The organism is Mesorhizobium sp. BR115XR7A, from assembly GCF_020165315.1.
GTDB lineage: Bacteria > Pseudomonadota > Alphaproteobacteria > Rhizobiales > Rhizobiaceae > Mesorhizobium > Mesorhizobium australicum.
The window spans coordinates 55,031-73,092 of the sequence record NZ_JAIUHW010000014.1 but is presented as its reverse complement, the minus strand read 5'-3'; the positions used below and the strand labels follow the sequence as shown (position 1 = coordinate 73,092).

Annotated in this window: 13 protein-coding genes and 2 pseudogenes; 12 read left to right on the top strand and 3 right to left on the bottom strand. The window is 60.0% G+C overall.

Annotated features, from left to right (window positions below; genetic code table 11):
• Positions 1-56 precede the first annotated feature (56 nt).
• The 9 genes and pseudogenes from nifD to LB557_RS25850 all read left to right on the top strand — a co-directional run.
• Positions 57-1,562 (top strand): nitrogenase molybdenum-iron protein alpha chain, encoded by a 1,506-nt coding sequence (gene nifD / locus LB557_RS25890; RefSeq protein WP_027033208.1) that lies wholly within the window; start codon positions 57-59, stop codon positions 1,560-1,562.
• A gap of 127 nt (positions 1,563-1,689) precedes the next feature.
• A complete protein-coding gene (gene nifK, locus LB557_RS25885; RefSeq protein WP_027033209.1) occupies positions 1,690-3,231 on the top strand; it encodes a nitrogenase molybdenum-iron protein subunit beta in 1,542 nt (513 codons plus the stop codon).
• Positions 3,232-3,291: 60 nt separating this feature from the next.
• On the top strand, positions 3,292-4,782 hold the full coding sequence (nifE, locus tag LB557_RS25880) for a nitrogenase iron-molybdenum cofactor biosynthesis protein NifE (protein ID WP_027033210.1): 1,491 nt from the start codon (positions 3,292-3,294) through the stop codon (positions 4,780-4,782).
• 9 nt (positions 4,783-4,791) lie between these two features.
• Complete coding sequence (gene nifN / locus LB557_RS25875) at positions 4,792-6,174, top strand: nitrogenase iron-molybdenum cofactor biosynthesis protein NifN (RefSeq protein ID WP_027033211.1); 1,383 nt, start codon at positions 4,792-4,794, stop codon at positions 6,172-6,174.
• Complete coding sequence (gene nifX, locus LB557_RS25870) at positions 6,140-6,637, top strand: nitrogen fixation protein NifX (protein ID WP_027033212.1); 498 nt, start codon at positions 6,140-6,142, stop codon at positions 6,635-6,637. The genes nifN and nifX overlap by 35 nt, the downstream gene beginning before the upstream one ends.
• A 17-nt stretch (positions 6,638-6,654) precedes the next feature.
• The gene (locus tag LB557_RS25865) at positions 6,655-7,134 is read left to right on the top strand and encodes a NifX-associated nitrogen fixation protein (protein WP_027033213.1); all 480 of its coding nucleotides are present in this window, start codon (positions 6,655-6,657) and stop codon (positions 7,132-7,134) included.
• Positions 7,135-7,158: 24 nt separating this feature from the next.
• Entirely contained in the window at positions 7,159-7,944 is a 786-nt protein-coding gene (locus LB557_RS25860) for a response regulator transcription factor (protein ID WP_027033214.1), read from the top strand.
• A 98-nt stretch (positions 7,945-8,042) separates the two neighbouring features.
• Positions 8,043-8,930: a universal stress protein gene (locus LB557_RS25855; protein WP_027033215.1), complete on the top strand. Its 888-nt coding sequence runs from the start codon at positions 8,043-8,045 to the stop codon at positions 8,928-8,930.
• Between the two features lie 176 nt (positions 8,931-9,106).
• Positions 9,107-9,730, top strand: a pseudogene (locus tag LB557_RS25850) (NAD(P)/FAD-dependent oxidoreductase); the annotation flags it as partial.
• A gap of 718 nt (positions 9,731-10,448) precedes the next feature.
• Here LB557_RS25850 and LB557_RS25845 read toward each other — a convergent pair.
• On the bottom strand, positions 10,449-10,850 hold the full coding sequence (locus LB557_RS25845) for a hypothetical protein (RefSeq protein ID WP_027033216.1): 402 nt from the start codon (positions 10,848-10,850) through the stop codon (positions 10,449-10,451).
• Positions 10,851-10,874: 24 nt separating this feature from the next.
• The gene (locus LB557_RS25840; protein WP_027033217.1) at positions 10,875-11,618 is read right to left on the bottom strand and encodes an acetoacetate decarboxylase; all 744 of its coding nucleotides are present in this window, start codon (positions 11,616-11,618) and stop codon (positions 10,875-10,877) included.
• A 1,164-nt stretch (positions 11,619-12,782) separates the two neighbouring features.
• On the opposite strand from LB557_RS25840, the gene LB557_RS25835 reads away from it, so the two are divergent.
• Positions 12,783-13,673 (top strand): SPASM domain-containing protein, encoded by an 891-nt coding sequence (locus LB557_RS25835; protein ID WP_224713124.1) that lies wholly within the window; start codon positions 12,783-12,785, stop codon positions 13,671-13,673.
• A gap of 108 nt (positions 13,674-13,781) precedes the next feature.
• On the opposite strand, the pseudogene LB557_RS25830 reads toward LB557_RS25835, so the two are convergent.
• Positions 13,782-14,328 (bottom strand): annotated as a pseudogene (locus LB557_RS25830) (GDP-mannose 4,6-dehydratase); the annotation flags it as partial.
• A gap of 720 nt (positions 14,329-15,048) precedes the next feature.
• Here LB557_RS25830 and LB557_RS25825 point away from each other — a divergent pair.
• Complete coding sequence (locus tag LB557_RS25825; protein ID WP_027033219.1) at positions 15,049-16,353, top strand: lysine N(6)-hydroxylase/L-ornithine N(5)-oxygenase family protein; 1,305 nt, start codon at positions 15,049-15,051, stop codon at positions 16,351-16,353.
• Positions 16,354-17,114: 761 nt separating this feature from the next.
• The gene (locus LB557_RS25820) at positions 17,115-17,894 is read left to right on the top strand and encodes a phytanoyl-CoA dioxygenase family protein (RefSeq protein ID WP_027033220.1); all 780 of its coding nucleotides are present in this window, start codon (positions 17,115-17,117) and stop codon (positions 17,892-17,894) included.
• The last annotated feature ends 168 nt before the right edge of the window (positions 17,895-18,062 follow it).

Genomic DNA, 18,062 nt, shown 5'->3' with positions numbered 1-18,062 from the left:
ACGAAACAAGGCCTCGTTGGCGAGGCGTTACCCGAACCTTGAAAGGGGCAGGTCCCATGGGCCTCGACTATGAGAATGACGGCGCTTTGCATGCGAAGCTTATCGAAGACGTGCTGTCCCAATATCCAGACAAGGCGGCGAAGCGTCGCAAGAAGCACCTCAGTGTCGCAACGAGCAAGGACGAGGCCGGCGGGGAGGACAAGGGCCTTTCCGAATGCGACGTCAAATCGAACATCAAATCCATTCCGGGCGTGATGACAATCCGCGGCTGCGCCTATGCCGGCTCCAAGGGCGTGGTGTGGGGTCCAGTCAAGGATATGGTCCACATCTCGCACGGGCCGGTCGGCTGTGGGCAATATTCCTGGTCGCAACGCCGCAACTATTACGTCGGCACGACGGGTATCGACACGTTCGTGACAATGCAGTTCACCTCCGACTTCCAGGAGAAGGACATCGTTTTCGGCGGCGACAAGAAGCTGGAAAAGATCATCGACGAGATCGAGGACCTGTTTCCGCTCAGTGGCGGCATCTCGGTGCAGTCCGAATGCCCGATCGGCCTGATCGGGGACGATATCGAGGCCGTGTCGCGCAAGAAAGCCAAGGAGCACGAAAAGACGATTGTACCGGTGCGCTGCGAAGGTTTCCGCGGCGTTTCACAATCGCTCGGCCACCACATTGCCAATGATGCGATCCGCGATTGGGTCTTCGACAAGGACGATGTCGCGTTCGAGTCCGGCCCATACGACGTCAACGTCGTCGGCGACTACAACATTGGCGGCGATGCCTGGGCCTCGCGAATCCTGCTCGAAGAGATTGGGCTTCGGGTGGTCGGCAACTGGTCGGGCGACGCCACACTCGCCGAAATAGAGCGCGCTCCCAAGGCCAAGCTCAACCTGATCCACTGCTACCGGTCGATGAATTACATCTGCCGGCACATGGAGGAAAAGTACGGCATCGCCTGGATGGAATACAATTTCTTCGGCCCCTCCCAGATCGAGGCCTCTCTGCGCAACATCGCCAAGCATTTCGGCCCGGAAATCGAGGAGAAGACCGAAAAGGTCATCGCCAAATACCGGCCCTTGGTCGATGCCGTCATCGCCAAGTACCAACCGCGCCTCGAAGGCAGGACGGTGATGCTCTATGTCGGCGGGCTACGTCCTCGTCACGTCATCACTGCTTACGAGGACCTCGCTATGGTGATCGTCGGCACCGGCTATGAGTTCGCCCACAACGACGACTATCAGCGCACCGGCCATTACGTGAAAAATGGCACGCTCATCTATGACGACGTCACCGGTTACGAGCTGGAGAAGTTCATCGAAGGCATCCGCCCTGATCTCGTTGGCTCCGGTATCAAGGAGAAGTACCCGGTGCAGAAGATGGGCATCCCGTTCCGCCAGATGCACTCCTGGGACTATTCCGGCCCGTATCACGGCTATGACGGCTTCGCCATTTTCGCCCGCGACATGGATCTGGCCATCAACAACCCGGTCTGGGGTCTCTACCGCGCGCCGTGGAAGAAGATGAAGGACGCACCGCTGAGGGCCGTCGCCGCCGAATGAGGACTGGCCTCCCTGCCAGGCAGGGAGGCCGATAAATGCTCGGGGGCACTCGATCCGCGAGAGGCCCTTCAAGTTTCGATGTCCCTGTGCTGCCGCTTGCCGCAGCCAGATGGAAAAGGTAACCACCATGCCGCAATCGGCCGAAAAAGTTCTCGACCATGCTCCATTGTTCCGCGAGCCGGAATACAGACAAATGCTTGCCGAGAAGAAACTGAATTTCGAATGTCCGCACCCTGATCAGATCGTCACCGATCAACGCGAATTGACCAAGACTTGGGAATACCGCGAAAAGAACCTCGCTCGCGAGGCGCTTGTCATAAACCCCGCCAAGGCCTGCCAGCCGCTCGGTGCGGTGTTCGCGGCCGCGGGCTTCGAGCGCACCATGTCTTTCGTCCACGGTAGCCAGGGCTGCGTTGCCTACTACCGCTCGCATCTGTCGCGACATTTCAAGGAGCCTTCGTCAGCGGTTTCCTCCTCGATGACCGAGGACGCGGCAGTGTTTGGCGGCCTCAAGAACATGGTCGACGGGCTCGCCAATACATACAAGCTCTACGACCCCAAGATGATCGCCGTCTCGACCACCTGCATGGCCGAGGTCATTGGCGACGACCTGCGGAGCTTCATAGAGAACGCCAAGAACGAAGGCTCGGTCCCGTGCGACTTCGACGTGCCTTTCGCTCATACGCCTGCCTTCGTCGGCAGCCATGTCGATGGCTACGACGGCATGGTGAAGGGCGTGCTGGAGCATTTCTGGAAGGGCAGCGAGCGCTCGCAAGCCGCTGGGACCATCAACATCATTCCAGGCTTCGACGGATTCTGCGTCGGAAACAACCGGGAACTCAAGCGCCTCCTCGACCTGATGGGTGTCATTTATACCGTCATTCAAGACGCCTCAGACCAGTTCGACACGCCGTCGGACGGTGAATACCGCATGTATGACGGTGGCACGAAGATCGAAGACGTGAAAGGGGCACTCAACGCGGAGGCGACACTGTCGCTGCAGCATTACAACACCCGCAAGACGCTGGAATATTGCAACGAGGTCGGGCAGGCGACGGCATCCTTCCACTATCCGCTGGGAGTCCAGGCGACCGACGAATTCCTGATGAAGGTCTCAGCGATTTCCGGCCAGGAGATCCCCGAGACGATCCGGATGGAGCGCGGCCGACTGGTTGACGCCATGGCGGACAGCCAGTCATGGCTGCACGGCAAGAAGTACGCAATCTATGGGGATCCGGACTTCGTCTACGCCATGGCCCGCTTCGTCATGGAGACCGGCGGCGAGCCGACACATTGCCTCGCGACCAACGGCACATCGGCCTGGGAGGCCGAGATGAAGGAGTTGCTTGCATCCTCGTCCTTCGGCCAGGATGCCCAGGTCTGGGCGGGCAAGGATCTCTGGGCGATGCGTTCGCTGCTTTTTACAGAGCCGGTGGACCTGCTGATCGGCAATTCCTATGGCAAGTATCTGGAGCGCGACACCGGCACGCCGCTGATCCGGCTGATGTTTCCAATCTTCGACCGGCACCATCACCATCGCTTTCCCCTCATGGGCTACCAGGGTGGATTACGCGTGCTGACGACGATCCTCGACAAGATATTCGACAAGCTCGATCGCGAGACGAGCGAAACGGGCGTGACGGACTATTCCTATGACCTCACCCGCTAAGCCCGTGCCGGCTTTTCGCCGAGGCCGCCAATCGCCCAATGGACTTCGGAGACTGACGCAATGACCTCGCTCAGTGCCAAGATCCAGGACGTTTTCGACGAGCCCGCCTGCGATAACAACCGCGGCAAGGATGCCAAGGCGCGCAAGCAGGGCTGCTCGAAGCCGCTGACCCCCGGGGCGGCAGCCGGCGGCTGCGCCTTTGACGGCGCCAAGATCGTCCTGCAGCCGATCACCGACGTTGCGCACCTGGTCCATGCACCGCTCGCCTGCGAGGGCAATTCATGGGACAACAGAGGCGCAGCCTCGTCCGGGCCAACCCTGTGGCGGACAAGCTTCACAACCGACCTCACCGAACTCGACGTCGTGATGGGGCAGGGCGAGCGGAAGCTGTTCAGGGCGATCCGCGAGATCAAGGAAACATATGCGCCGCCGGCAGTCTTCGTCTATTCGACCTGCGTGACGGCGCTGATCGGCGACGACATTGAGGCCGTGTGCAAACGCGCGGCCGAAAAATTCGGCTTGGCCGTGGTGCCGATCAATGCGCCGGGCTTGGCCGGCTCCAAGAACCTCGGCAACAAACTCGCCGCCGAAGCGTTGCTCGATCATGTCATCGGCACGGTGGAACCCGACGACGCCGGGCCCTACGACATCAACATCCTTGGCGAATTCAACCTCTCCGGCGAATTCTGGCTGGTGAAGCCGCTGCTTGATCGGCTCGGCATCCGGGTGCGCGCCTGCATTCCGGGCGATGCGCGTTACATCGACGTTGCATCCGCGCACCGCTCCCAGGCGGCTATGTTGGTGTGCTCGAGCGCACTGATCAATCTGGCCCGCAAGATGGCGGGGCGCTGGGACATCCCGTTCTTCGAGGGCTCCTTCTACGGCATAACCGATACCTCGGAGGCACTTCGCAACATTGCTGAGCTGCTGGTGAGGAAGGGCGCCGATGCGGAGATCCTCGAGCGCACGGACACGCTGATCGCTGAGCAGGAGGCGATTGCGTGGAAGAAGCTCGAGGCCTACCGCCAGCGGCTTCAAGGCAAGCGCGTGCTGCTCAATACGGGCGGTGTGAAGTCCTGGTCAGTCGTCCACGCGCTGATGGAGATCGGCATGGAGATCGTCGGCACCTCGGTCAAGAAATCCACAGTCGAAGACAAGGAGCGGATCAAGCGGATCCTCAAGGACGAAAACCACATGTTCGAGCAGATGGCAGCGCTCGATCTTTACGCCATGCTCTCAAAACACAAGGCCGACATCATGCTGTCGGGCGGGCGCACGCAATTCATCGCGCTGAAGGCCAAGACACCCTGGCTCGATATCAACCAGGAGCGCCAACATCCTTATGCCGGCTATGACGGCATGGTGGAACTTGTCCGGCAGATCGACCTCGCCATTCATAGCCCGATCTGGGACCAGGTGCGGGAGCCGGCGCCGTGGGATCGCCAGCCTGCTGTGGAGGACAATCTGGCGAGCATGAAGAACGGGACCGCGACTGTGAACGCCTTCAATGAATTTGCTGGCGCGACGGCTCACCGCTTCGGCAACCGTTGAGGAAATTCGATGGTCCGCATCCTTCGCAAAATCAAATCAGCGGCGGTCAACCCGCTGAAGTCGTCGCAGCCGCTGGGTGCCGCCTTCGCTTTTCTTGGAGTCGAGGGTGCGATGCCCCTGTTCCATGGCAGCCAAGGCTGCACCAGCTTCGCGCTCGTGCTCTTCGTGCGGCATTTCAAGGAAGCGATCCCCTTGCAGACAACGGCGATGGATGAGGTGGCAACCATACTCGGCGGAGCGGACCATCTGGAAGAGGCGATCCTCAACCTCAAAACCCGCACTAAGCCAAAGCTGATAGGAGTGTGCACGACCGCGCTGGTGGAGACCCGTGGCGAAGACTGCGCGAGTGATATCGCCAACGTCAAGCTGAAGCATGCGGAAGAGCTCGCGGGTACGGAGGTTGTGCTGGCCAACACGCCTGATTTCGGCGGCGCTATCGAAGAAGGCTGGGCCAAGGCTGTCGCGGCGATGATCGAAGGGATTACACGGTCGGGCGCACGGACCCGGCAGCCGAAGAAGATCGCGATCCTGCCCGGATGCAATCTCACTGTCGCTGACGTCGAGCATTTGCGTGACATGGTTGAAAGTTTTGGGCTCAAGCCGGTTATCCTGCCGGACGTCTCCGGCTCACTCGACGGCACGGTTCCTGACCGCTGGGTAACCACTACCTATGGCGGCACCAGCGTCGAGGAAATCCGCGAGCTTGGCACGGCCGCGCAATGCATCGTCATCGGCGAGCACATGCGCCACCCGGCGAAAACGCTGCACGGGTTGACCGGCGTGCCTTACGCGGTGTTCCAGTCGCTGACCGGATTGAAGGCCGTCGACCGGTTCGTCTCGCTGCTATCGGCGGTTTCGGGCGCGGCGGTGCCGGCCCGGGTTCGCCGTCGCCGGGCGCAATTGGAGGATGCATTGCTCGACGGACATTTCCATTTCGGAGGCAAGAGAATTGCGATCGCTGCGGAACCAGACCAACTCTATCAACTCGCAACCTTCTTCACCGGCATGGGCTGCGAAATCGCAGCGGCGGTCACGACGACCGATATGTCGAAGATTCTGCAAAAAGTACCGGCGGACTGGGTTCAGATCGGCGATCTCGGCGATTTGGAAGTTCTTGCAGCGGGCGCGGATCTTCTCGTTACGCATTCCCACGGTCGCCAGGCGTCGCGACGCCTTGGCATTCCGCTCATGCGCGTCGGCTTCCCGATCTTCGACCGGCTCGGCAGCCAGCACAAGCTCACAATCCTCTATCGGGGGACGCGCGACCTGATCTTCGATGTTGCCAACATCTTCCAGGCCAATCAGCACGCGCCGACGCCTGAGGCGCTTGATCCATTCCGGAAACGAGAAATGCCAGATGAGCTCCGTTCGTCGCCTCTCACTCGTCACTGACGAGGTTCACGCACCAATGCCGGAACGACGAGTAGGCGCATTGCGCGTAGCCATCGCCACGCAAGACATGAAGAATCTCAATGCTCATTTCGGGTCGGCCAAGCGCTTTGCTGTCTACGACGTGACGCGCGAGGAGTGGCATCTCGTGGAAGCCGTGGCCTTCGATGACGTTTCCGATGAGAGCGGGAAGCGTCGGACCGAGGGCGATGACCGCGTCACGCCGAAGGTGGAGGCGCTGAAGGGCTGCCATCTGCTGTTCTGTCTGGCCATCGGCGGGCCTTCGGCAGCCAAGGTTATTTCGGCAAAAATCCATCCAATCAAGGTGCCGCAGCCACAAACCATCCAAGAGGTGCTGTTGCGCACGCAGATGATGCTGAGAACGTGTCCTCCGCCCTGGCTGCGCAAGGTGCTGGCCGAAGCTGGTGTCGCCGAAAAGAAACCCTCCTTCGAGGACGAGGACTAAAACGAGGAAAGAGCAAAATGTTTGAAGTCGCGATTAGCCCTGCTGTCAACGATGACGAGGCGGCCCTTGCCAGCCCGTTCGTCAAATGCCTCGTGCGGCTGATCCGTGCTCAGGATTCCCACGGGTCATGGGACGGCACAGCGGACGGTGAGTTGCTGGCCGACTTCATCGTCAGCAAGGAACAGCGGCGTACGATTCCAATCATCGGCGATCCCGATCCGGACGTGCTGTGGAGGCTCGACAAGTTTTACACTGCCGTCGCCCTTGCGATCGAGGAGCGCTCCGGCCTGATGGCATCGCCGATGATCGAAATGAGCCATGAGGGGTTCGGGCGCGTGCTTTTCACCGCCGGGCGGCTGGTCGTTCTGTCCAGGACCCTGCGCGACGCCCATCGCTTCGGCTTCGAGACGTTTTGCAAACTCGCCGCGGCCGGTACGAAACTGGTCGACGATGCCATCGCAGCCATCGACGCCTATCCCGAGGTGGCACGGGCATGAAACCAATTTTGGAGCAAGAGGATCATGTCAGGCCTTGAGGAGCCGCGATGGCCAGCCCACGCGGCCGACGCGGTCGAGGCCAATGTGGTTCTCGGGGTAGCGCTGATGAAGCCACTCGTCCTGATCTGTTCGCAAGATGCGGAGTTCTATCTGTTCCTCAGCCACATACTGGAGGTGGATGGCTTCGTCAGTGAGCCGGCAGGCGGCGCCAAGGAAGCACTTGCAAAGGCCGACGAACGGGAATTCCAGGCCGTGGTGCTGGACTGCGGTCCAACGAGCCTTACCGGGTCCGCAATCTGCGCCCGGCTCAAGCGGGAACCCCGGACCGGCGGCCTGCCCATCATTGCCCTGATCGCGCCCGGCGCCGAGAACCAGCACCTTGATCTGTTGAAGGCCGGGATTGACGAGAGCTTTGTGCGGCCAATGGCGCCGGCCAAGCTGCTCGATTATCTGCGGACGAGGCTGGCGCTGCCGAAGCCGGGTTCAAACGCGATTGAAAACAACAGCTGGCTTTCCTATGGCAGCCTTGAGATGAAGCTCGATGCCCACCGGGTTTGCGGCAATGGCCATGACATCCATCTCGGACCGATCGAGTTCAACGTGCTTCGGCATTTGCTTGAGGCTCCCGGCAAGGTCTTCAGTAGGGACGAGCTGATCGGGGGGGCCTGGCCGGCCAATATCCATGTCGGTGTACGCACAGTCGACGTCCACATCAGTCGGCTCAGAAGGGCTCTGGAGGCGGCCTCGACCGGTATTGTCATCCGTACCGTCAGGTCGGCCGGCTACTCGCTCGAGAAGCTGGACGGCTGAATCGAGTGCCGGGTGTGGTTCCACTCCCTTTCCTCGCGCTGTGAGCCGGTCTCGCGGCCTGAAACGCCCTCATCGAACACTCAGGAAGAAGCAGGAAAATGGGCTTTAAAACGGTACTCTGTTTGACCGGCGCTGACCATTCCGATCAGGACGTCAGAACCGCTGCCGGCTTGTGTGCGGAAGTCGGCGCGCACCTTTCCGTACTGATCATACCCCCTCCGATGCTCCTTATGTCGCATCGGCGGATCGGAGATGGTGTCCCCGAGTGGCCGGTAGGGCGTGGACAGGCAATTGCCAGATTGAACGATCGGTTTCGGCAAATCGATCGATTTACACAGGACGTGGTCAGACTGGAAAAACGCTCCAAAGATATCCAGAAACTGCTGGAATCTATGTCGCTCGCCTATGACGTTGACACCGACTATTGCGATCCGGCCAGCCTCGGTGAAGTGGCACGACAGCGGGCGCTCTGCGCCGACCTCACGATCATCGGACCGGGGCTCCTCAACGACGAGAATCTCGGACCTCCTGTGGTCAACGGCTGCTTGTTCGATACGGGAAAGCCGGTGCTCGTTGTGCCGAAGGGGGCTGAGGCGACACTGTGGCCACGGCGCGTCCTGGTCGGTTGGGATTCCCGAGTCGAGGCGTCCCGTGCGGCTCGAGAAGCGCTGGGTCTCCTATGCGCTGCTGAGGAAGTTCGTGTCGCCCTGGTCGATCCGAAGGCCAACTACAACGGGAACGGCGCGGAGCCTGGAGCCGACATCGCTGCCTATCTCACTCGGCACGGTGCTCGGGTGTCGGTTGACCTCCTGCCAAGTGCCGGCAAATCGGCGGCCACGGTGCTTGCGCAGCACGCAATCGACATTTCTGCGGACATGATCGTCATGGGCGCCTATGGCAGCCGTCGGCTGCGTGAGCGGCTCTTTGGCGGTGTGACCAGATGGATCTTTGAAAAGCCGACATTGCCGCTGTTTTTGGCTCGATGACGGTTCCGGACCCGCACCGATGCTGTTCAAAGCTCTACTGTGACGCCTGCATTCATACGTAGATGGGCTCCATCGAAATAATCGATCTTACGAAGAGTAACGAACATGAAAAGCATTGCTCGGGAGGCGACGCCCGCCGGAAATCTCTCCAGTCATGCGCAAGGCGGAGGTGGAACGGCCAGAGCGTGACCAGTGTCAGCCTCGACAATGGCGACAGGCTGGAAGTCGGCATCGTCGTCAACTCAGCCGGGCCGAATGCCGGCACGGTGGCTGCCATGGCGGGGCTGGTGTTGCCGGTCGAGCCGCGCAAGCGCAACGTCTTCGTCTTCGAGGCGCGCGACAAATATTCTGATATGCCGCTGCTGGTCGATCCCTCCGGCATCTATGTCCGGCCGGAAGGCTCGGTCTATCTCACTGGCGGCGCCGAACCGGAAGAAGGCGACGGCTCGGCCGACCCCACCGATTTCGAGGTCGACTGGCCGCTGTTCGAAGAGGTGATCTGGCCGGTGCTGGCGACCCGCATTCCGGCCTTCGAGGCGATCAAGCCGACACGCGCCTGGGCCGGCCATTACGACTACAACACGCTCGACCAGAACGCGGTGATCGGCCCGCATCCGCAGGTTAAGAGTTTCCTCTTCGCCAATGGTTTTTCCGGTCACGGCCTGCAGCAGGCCCCGGCGGTCGGCAAGGCGCTGGCCGAGCTGATCGTGCACGGCGGCTACCGCACGGTGGACTGCTCGGCGTTTGGGTACAGCCGTGTCGCTGAAGGGCGGGCGTTCAGGGAATTGAATGTGATCTAACGCTGGCGGGACAGCCCCCCTCTGGCCTGCCGGCCATCTCCCCCGCAAGGGGGAGACCGGCAGCTTCCCTGGCGGCTCCAAACTTCTAGCCTTGGAGATTGGCGAAGGCAGCGATGACGGCCAATCTCCCCCCTTGCGGGCGCGGTCAGCGGGGTCCTTGCCTTTGGCGATGCATGTCGTGGCTGGACCAGGTGAGGTGAGTCCGGCCCGTCTACCCAGCCTCTGCGCCCGCCCCGAAGCCGCTCGCCCGCTCAGCGCTATGAGGGCGCGCTCGCGAGCGGCTTCGCGAACGCTGCGCTACAGCACGTGCAGGGACGCGACCCCAGTGAAGGCATACTCCAGCGTGGCTTCGCCAATTCCGTCTCGTTGGCCCCCCTCAAGCCGGTCTTCCAACCGAAGGCCGAACGCGCCAATTCGCCAGCCAACTCCATCAACGACTGTCTAAATCCGCAACCTGGGGCGGTTCGCTCGAGCTCGTTTGCTTGAGCACGGCACAGACGGGATCGCGAGTACGATGCAGCGGAATGGGAACGCACCCATGCTTGGGCACGAGGCCCCGAGCCAACGCGCATCGCGCCAATCGGCGTCGTCACGTTCGAGATACATCACCGGCTGCTCGGCACTTTTACGCTCGCATATGCGCCGGCACGCCGCTGGCGATCGATGACGCATCTGCCGACGAGGCTGCTCGTTCCACGAAAAAGCGATAAGCGCGAGATCAATGGGCAACCTCGTCGGGATCGAAAAGAGCGCTAAACCGGGTTGCTAGATCAATCCAGGGTGCCGCGTCGCCGCTCTCTGAAGCTATTCGAACGACCGCCGCCAGATAATCGGTAAAAGCCTTCAGTCTTATGGGGCCTTGCTCTGAGAGGCAGTCAATGGCGTCAAGCCGCTGGTAAACGGCAGCGAGCATATGTTGCACCAAAAGCAGGGAGGATGGGCAAGGGCAATCGCTCTTACTCGCGAGGCGCCTGCACTCGCTGCAAAGCGGCGGAATGTCCTCTAAGGCTAGGTAGCTGGAAAGACGTTGTATGAGATTGTCAGTGGCGTTCCTTGTCGAGAAGCCGTCCAGCAGCTCCCCATCGCGTTGGTTCAATGAGATATCACTGTAAAAGTTCATGGTTCTTCCTTTCCGATGGCGAGGCTAGGCTTCCGGGAGATAGTCGTGGACGACCTTCCCGAGCGCGAGCGTGAGATCTGCGACGAGGTGTACTGCCGAGACTACTTCCAGCACCGGCAGTTCGGCGACGGGGGCAAGCGCATGCGACCAGAGGTTCAGGGCTGCCGGGCCGGTCCAGGCGCCCCTCAAATGGGCGTCCTCTAGATGATATTCCACGAGCTCACAGATGCGCGGCGTGCCGTCGACATGCGGGATAATTTTGAGGAGGAAGTTCGGTTCAGCGAGCGAGGCCCTCACGCTCGCGAGGTCGGCGGCTCGGTGCTTGTAGCCCATGGTACCCGTCGCGACGCGGACCGGCCCGTAGTCCAGCGTGCCAACAAGGGTATCCGTCTCCGTTCGGAGCGTTGGGCTAGCGAGCTTCTTGGGAAAGCCCCACAACTCGCGTCCGCCCGCTATCGGCGGATGGTCGTCGAGAAACATGCAGTGGGTATAGCTCCCCCTGCGGCCACAGAAGGAGACAGGGATGACCTGTCCGCCTTCCGTGTAGTCGCCGAAGCCCGTCGAGTCCGGCATGCGAATGAACTCGAACTTGACCATAGGCTCGCACACCTGAAGCGGCTCCGGCACAAGGTCGCGCAGTTTCTGCGGATCGGTGCGATATGTGATGATCAGATACTCCCGGTTGCGGAAGCGATATGGGCCGGCCGGGTAGGCCGGGCTGGTCAGGGGCATGGCGAAAGCTTTCCCACGGACGGTATCTTGGTGCATGTTTGAAATTCCTTTGTGCTGGATCAGGTGGGCTTAGATCGGTCTGCATGATGGCGGCGAGGCTCTCCGAGGTGCTGTCATAGCCTCGTAAGGGATGCATGGCGTAATCGCGCGTAGCCATTTGCGCTGGGCAATTGCCTTGGGGCGCGAGGCGATGGTCGCGGACGCGGTTCCATGGCTCCGGTTGTGATCGAGAGGCAAGATTCGAGGTAAAGTGATTTTGTTCCTTATTTGAAGGCGCTGCTTCCCGTCTGCCCTCGTGGTAGGAGGAGGTGGAGTGGCGGCCAGCTCCGATTTGTCCAGACGGGGTTTGCGGATCGACGCGCATGCGCCATGCCAAATGAGAAATCATTCGGTGCCCGCAGGACAGACGGCCTCGGCGAGCCAGTCGAGAGAGAAGGTCTTCGCCTCACGGGGATCAGATACGAATTCCCGAGCACTGCGGTGATGTAGCAGGAAGGCCTGCGACGCCACCAAACCTCTGTCGCGAAAATATGGAGGTGACGCGGTATCCGCCGTCTAGCCAGACAGCATACGCAGCATCCGGCAGCACGCACTCGACGGCCTGGCCCCATCGCCGGCTTCAGGAGAAAAGATCAGCTATGAGCCGGCAGGCAGTCGCTGCACGCGGCGGTCAGGTCGTGTAGATCTTCCGCGCACACAGCCGGTGCCGAAATGATGCTAGATGATGAGCCGACGCCAACATTACCGCAGGGGAGACAGCCAAGTCTGTCCTCAAGCGTCTGAAATGCATGTCCAAAAGCTGACAGCGACAAAAAACTGTCTGGTCCAAAACCACCGGCCGCCTTGGGCGTGAGGTTTCTCGAAGCCTACTCGTGCAGTTGCTGCGGCTAAGCGCGCTGGCACGGCCTTTGCTGGAGATGCGGCAATGTTGAGTGGGGGCTGACCGCATAAGAACGCGAGACGATTGATTTTCTGCTGCGCCATCTCGGCGGCGCGCCCGCTCAACGGTCACGGCTACACCTTGGCAATGGCTGACGCGCGACTTTGCGGTTGCGCCGCCCTGCCGCGCCGATGCGCCCAAAGTTCGTTGATAGTCCGCCCGGCAGATTGAGGAAACCGGCTGTTGACTGCTGCCCAGGCGGAGATGGCTGGGCTCATTCGGACTGTCTTGACCGTCGGTGTCATGAAGCCAACGACACCATGCTGGACGTTATGCATGACCAAGACGAGTGGGAGTCACAACGAATGATTTTACCGGAACTGCGCTCTGCTATCCCAGCCGGCAGAGTTTTGGAGATAACGACGACCACCGGATGCATCGTGGGATGTTCATATTGTCCGCAGGACAAGTTCGCTGACCGGCAAAGAAAAGTATCTGATACGAAGCATCTTAGTCTTGGAGATTTCAAGCGCTGTCTGGCGCGCGTACCAGCCTCCGTCGACATTAGTTTTGCCGGGTATTCTGAGCCATGGCTCAATCCCGATTGCACCGAAATGGTCGAGCACGCTTCCGCCAAAGGCCACGGCATCAGGATTTTCACGACGCTTGTGGGAATGAAGGGGCAGGATCTACAACGCTTGCAGGCGCTGCGGTTGGGGGTATTCGTGGTTCATGTTTTTGATGATGGCGCCCACATGAATAGCCGCCTTGTCGGAGCCAAGTATCGCGATTTGGTTGGTCAACTCGTCGACGCCGACATCCCTTCGATCCGATTCGTGGTTTTGGGTGAGCCCCATCCCGATATCGCCGACATTATCCCTGCCCAAGCCCTAGTTCGCGCGCGACCGGTGAGCAGCAGGGGTGGAAGCGTAGACCCTAAGATTGTAGAACCACGGCAGCCAGTCGTCGGAGCGCTGATATGCGTGGACGAACGGCAGTATCGGAATGTACTACTTCCAAACGGCGAGGTCACTCTCTGCTCCATGGATTTTGAGCGGCGTCACGTATTGGGCAACCTTCTATGCGACGAATATGGCGATCTCTTTAAAAGCCAAGTTTTTTGCGAAATCGTCGATCGCATGAATGGAGCGGCTGGTTTTCTGCTTTGCAGGATGTGTGAATTTGCCGATCCAAACGATAGAACTGACTGACGCCGGCTGACCGCGGCGGGCCTGAAATGCCGACGTCCCTGAAACGGCAAGATGCACATGCCGCGAAGTCATCGTGTTTTCACGCCACGCTAACACGATCCCGTAGGCGCGGCAGTCAGCCTCGACCATTTCCGAGACGAACTCATCGAAAGTGGTCTTCGGCTTCCAATCGAGTTTTGTCGGCTGCCTTGGAGCCATCGCCGATCAGCAGGTCAACCTCGATTGGCCCGAAACAGCGTTTGTCGATCCGGATCAGCGCTTGATTACTCATGCGTTCACGGCCCACCTCGTCAACGCCTTCGCCCTCCCAGACGATTTCCTTTTCGACTCGCCTGAAGGCAAGCCCCGACAAAGGTGCGGACCGTGTGTGTCTCGCCGGTTGCCAGCACGAAATCGTCAGGTTGATGCTGCAAGATGCGCCACATGCCCTCGACATAGGCGCGCGCCGAGCCCCAGTCGCGCTTTGCTTCCAGGTTTCCGAGATAGAGACAGTCCTGTTTGCCGGCCATGATCGAGCCACCGCACGCGTCACCTTGCGCGTGATGAAAGTTTCGCCGCGCGTCGGCCCTTCGTGATTGAACAGGATGCCATAGAGCCCGTATACCTCGCGGTAGTTCATGGTGCTCCAGTAGCCGTAGAGCTTCGCCACCGCATAGCCGCATCCGTCGTGTCGCCGTAATGCAGGACCATGTCGGGATAGTCCTCATGAGGACCTTGATAACGGAAATTCCTTTTCAGGGATCGACACTCGGCGCCGGGCCAGTCCTCGATGACGGCCGTGTGGAAAGTGCCAAGAGAGCCTGCAACGCTATGAAGTCGAAGAGTACGATTGCGTGCAAAAATCGGCGCCGGTGCAAGGTTTCGGCCTCAATGTCGGATACTCGACAGGATTGCGAACCTGCCTTCCGTTCCCTTTGCTGATGTTTTGCTCTGGCACGTTCGATGCAGGGGACCTCCCGAAAGCAGCAGCGGAGGTCTTCTATGATCAAACCCACGGAAAAATGCTGTCGCCGCACTCATGATCGTGCCCTCGCTGGTCGCCAAGCAGGCCGAAGGTCGGCTCATCACGGTCGAGGCGGGCAACCGAGCCCAATTGCAATGAGGGATAGGCTGCGAAAGCATGTCACTGACCACTCCGGGTCATCGAGGCGGGAGTCTTGATGCCAGCCACGCGCAACATGTCGTCGGCATGAGTTCAGATCTCATCACGGAGCCGGCATCTGCGGGCGTCACACCCGATACTACGAACGCCCGGACAAACTGTTGCAAGTCCTGTGGTGTCGATGATGCGTGCGGGGAGGGCAAGCCGACCGGCTATGGCCGACATTCGCCGCGTACAGCGCCTGATTGGGAGGCGTCAGCAGGAGCAAGGCACCTGGAGCTCTCTTGCATTGGGATCGGTGCTGGCCCGTCCAATTTGAGCCTCGCGTGTCAGATCCATGAGCAGGTTGGGCACGGGGCACTGTTCTTGGATCGGCAAGTCGACTTCCGCTGGCATCCAGGCAGCGCATTCGAGTCCTCAGAACTCCAGGTCAGCCACATCAAGGATCTGGTCACGCTGGTGAATCCGCGATCCGCCTACACGTTCATAAACTACCTGCACGAGAACGGGCGTCTATACCACTTTCTGAATGCACAGTTCGATGCTGTGCTCAGGGCTGAGTTCGAACAATACCTGAACTGGGCGTTCCGCAGAAACCCACTTGTGCGCGGCGGCGAGACCGTCCGCGAAATACGCTATGATGGCGAGTTTCGGGTGCGGACGGACGATGCAGTTCTCGGTGCAAGAGACCTGGTGGTCGGCATCGGCAAGCAAGCGCGGATTCCACCTCAATTTCAGGGCTGGATCGGACGCAACCTGTTCCATTCATCCGATTTGCTGCACATCCATCCTGAGGTGCGACATAAACATGTTTGTGTCGTTGGTGGAGGCCAGTCGGGAGCCGAGGTGCTGTTGCATTTGGTCGGTGGGCCAAGAGAACGGCGGCCTGCCTCGATCACCTGGGTCTCGCAGCGCGAAAACTACCTGCCCCTCGACAACAGCCCGTTCACAAACGAGTTGTTCATGCCCTGTTTTTCGGATCGTTTCGCGGCCATGAGCGAGCCGCAGCGCAAGCTGTTCCTGCGGCGTTTCGTGCTCGCCTCGGATGGGATTTCGGATCGCACTTTGCGCGCCGTCTACCAGGCGCTGTATCGCCACGAATTTCTTGAGCCAGACCTATGTGACATCGCACTGCGGCCGGGTTGCAACGTTTCGCGCTGCATCAACGCCGGCGCGGGTCACAACTTGACGCTGCAGCGCGGCTTGGGCGACGTCGAAGAAGTCACGGCCGACATCGTCATCCTGGCCACCGGTTACGAGAACGCCGTGCCAAGCTTTTTGGAACCGATGGCGGATCAGCTGCAACAGACCGACAATGAGTTGGTCATCAACGAGGATTTTTCGGTGTGCTGGGACGGACCGCGTGACAGACGCATCTTCGTACAGAACGCCAATCCCGGCCAGCGCGGGCTGGCCGATCCGAACCTAAGCCTGCTGGCGTGGCGAGCTCGCCGCATTCTTGACAGCCTTCTACAGCGCGCGCCGTGCGCGAACCCTGAGCATCCTGGCTTTATCAGCCGTACCACCGTCGAGAGCTGGCCCGACCCGGTAGCCGAAGAAATGGGCAGCGGGATATGACTCAGCGACTACTGATCATCGGCGGTGGCATCCAAGGAATTTTATCCGCCTCCGCCGCGGCGACGGCCGGAGTCCGCTCCGAACTCATCGTCACTGAACATGCCCTTGGATCTATGGGCGCATCGCTTTATTCTGCGGGCGTCCATTTGCCCCAGGGTCGTCGAAACCGTACTAGGTCGCTCACTCGAAAGTGCGCAGTGGCCCTGGCGACCATGGCTGCGTCGGCCGTCAGCGGAGGCTTCCGGCTCGTAGCGATGCGTGTGGTGGCTGGACCGGGTGAGGTAAGTGATCGGCACCAGCTTCGGGAATCCCTGGACCCTGCGTGGCCTCGGATGGGCAGTCTGGCGCCGAACTTGTGCGGACAATACTCGTTTTTGGAGCATCGATGGACCCGATGCCAGCGACGTGCCTCCCTGATCGCCCGACCCGAACGGGAACTTGTCGCAAAGATTTGCGCGGCGCACGACTTGCGTTGCGTCAGGCTGCACGAAAGGTCCTCTTATCGGGCAGTCGCACCATCAACAGCATGCTCGGCCGTGACTACTATGCAGACGTACCGGATCGATAGATCTTTACGGGCCTGGGCGATCTCTCCATTGAGGAGGGACAACAAAGCCTTGCAATCCACCCGGAGCGCAACGCACTTAGCGTCGCCGTCTGCATGCCGTGGAGTATCGTCTCCGGCCCACACCCTGACGGCGCCCGACTGCCTCTAACCGGAATGTTTGACCAACCACTCTTTCCAACAGGAGGCTTTTCGCATGTTGACCGATGCACAAAGAGAAAAGTGGCAGAAAGACGGATACATCAGGCTCGAAAGGTTCTTCGATCCCGCGGCTGTGGAAGGTATGTCTAGCTTTGTTGAAGACATATCACGCTGGGATGTCAGCGATGATAAATGGCTCATGTGGTTCGAGAAGACGACTGATGATCGAAAGATCACGTCTAAGGCCGAGAATTTTCTGGACTTCCATGACCCATTGCGTCTGCTCCTCCTAGAAGATCAGCGCATAAACTCTGCGGTCGAGGATTTGCTTGGCGAAGATTCGCGCAGACTCAAGGAGTTGCTGATCTTCCACTATCCCGATAGCGGCGGTTATCGCCCGCATCAGGACATTTATCACATTCCACACAGGCTGCCCGACCGGATGGTCCATGCGATCGTTGCCATAGGCATTGACGATTCCGACCCGGACAATGGTGGCCTTTTCTTCAGCCCCGGCAACCACAAGAAGGGGGTATTTCCCATGGATGCCGGCGGGGTGATTGATCCTGAGGTCGCCGAAACATTCTCCTGGGAACCCGTAGTATGGAAGGCTGGCGACATCTTCATCTTCGACGATTATGCACCGCATTACTCGAAGCCGAATAAAAGCAATCGTTCGCGGCGGACGCTCTACTTGGTGTTCCAGCGTGCTTCAACCGGTGGACCGACCCGCGCTGAGTATAACGTGCTTAAGCGCGCCCTTAATCCGCCAGAGGGCAAAGTGGCTGATCTCGACAACCTCAAGCTCCCAAACGGCATTTTCTATCGCGATTGAGCTCACGGAACCAGGCGGGAATGCAAACGAAACTGATCGGCCGCCAAAAAAATGCGCGGAGAGCATGGTTTTGATTGCCGGCTACTGGAGCATCGCCTGCAGTCCGTCACGACGCTTCGGTATGTCGATGTGAAGAGGTGTCGCCGGGCGCTCTTCTGTGACGCCTAA

Excerpts from the sequence above, each read along its gene's own strand:
- nifE (WP_027033210.1), top strand. The coding sequence starts at position 3,292 with ATGACCTCGCTCAGTGCCAAGATCCAGGACGTTTTCGACGAGCCCGCC.
- LB557_RS25865 (WP_027033213.1), top strand. The coding sequence starts at position 6,655 with ATGTTTGAAGTCGCGATTAGCCCTGCTGTCAACGATGACGAGGCGGCC.
- nifN (WP_027033211.1), top strand. The coding sequence starts at position 4,792 with ATGGTCCGCATCCTTCGCAAAATCAAATCAGCGGCGGTCAACCCGCTG.
- LB557_RS25820 (WP_027033220.1), top strand. The coding sequence starts at position 17,115 with ATGTTGACCGATGCACAAAGAGAAAAGTGGCAGAAAGACGGATACATC.
- nifD (WP_027033208.1), top strand. The coding sequence starts at position 57 with ATGGGCCTCGACTATGAGAATGACGGCGCTTTGCATGCGAAGCTTATC.
- LB557_RS25840 (WP_027033217.1), bottom strand. The coding sequence starts at position 11,618 with ATGCACCAAGATACCGTCCGTGGGAAAGCTTTCGCCATGCCCCTGACC.
- LB557_RS25845 (WP_027033216.1), bottom strand. The coding sequence starts at position 10,850 with ATGAACTTTTACAGTGATATCTCATTGAACCAACGCGATGGGGAGCTG.
- LB557_RS25835 (WP_224713124.1), top strand. The coding sequence starts at position 12,783 with ATGCTGGACGTTATGCATGACCAAGACGAGTGGGAGTCACAACGAATG.
- LB557_RS25855 (WP_027033215.1), top strand. The coding sequence starts at position 8,043 with ATGGGCTTTAAAACGGTACTCTGTTTGACCGGCGCTGACCATTCCGAT.
- LB557_RS25860 (WP_027033214.1), top strand. The coding sequence starts at position 7,159 with ATGTCAGGCCTTGAGGAGCCGCGATGGCCAGCCCACGCGGCCGACGCG.
- nifX (WP_027033212.1), top strand. The coding sequence starts at position 6,140 with ATGAGCTCCGTTCGTCGCCTCTCACTCGTCACTGACGAGGTTCACGCA.
- nifK (WP_027033209.1), top strand. The coding sequence starts at position 1,690 with ATGCCGCAATCGGCCGAAAAAGTTCTCGACCATGCTCCATTGTTCCGC.